Origin of the sequence: Acinetobacter sp. A47 (genome assembly GCF_000805455.1) — a bacterium.
Taxonomy (GTDB): domain Bacteria; phylum Pseudomonadota; class Gammaproteobacteria; order Pseudomonadales; family Moraxellaceae; genus Acinetobacter.
Genome location: NZ_JSUS01000008.1, coordinates 1 through 380 on the forward strand (window position 1 = coordinate 1; position 380 = coordinate 380).

1 protein-coding gene is annotated in these 380 nt (G+C 29.5%); it reads left to right on the plus strand.

Translation table 11 applies throughout. The features are described from left to right. Positions 1-131: 131 nt before the first annotated feature. Positions 132-380, plus strand: a 249-nt coding sequence (locus tag OC23_RS02910) for a hypothetical protein (protein WP_152607792.1), incomplete at its 3' end; no start/stop codon positions are given.

Here is a 380-nt window from a genome sequence, read left to right on the forward strand (position 1 = left end):
ATTTAAAGCTGATTTTTATTTTATTCGTGGATTTTACCTAAAAATAGCTTAATTTTAGCACTACTAAAACTTATACTGTGGATTACAATCGACTTTTTAATGATATTTTTTTCTTGATTTTTGATGATGAAATGGATGAGAATCAATATCCCATTTGGAAAAGTTTTTCGTTTATTCACAATCCGATTCAGCAATTAATTAAGGCGCAAGATTTATTAAATCAGTTGCTTCACGAATATCCAAAGGATAAAAAAGCACTTTTTCTGAAAGGAGTTGTTCAGCGCAATTTAAACTTCAACGAAGAGTCGATTTTGTATCTTTTAGAAGCGAAAAAGGAAGATTATTACTTGTATGCGGCGAATTTCTATATTGCCGAATAT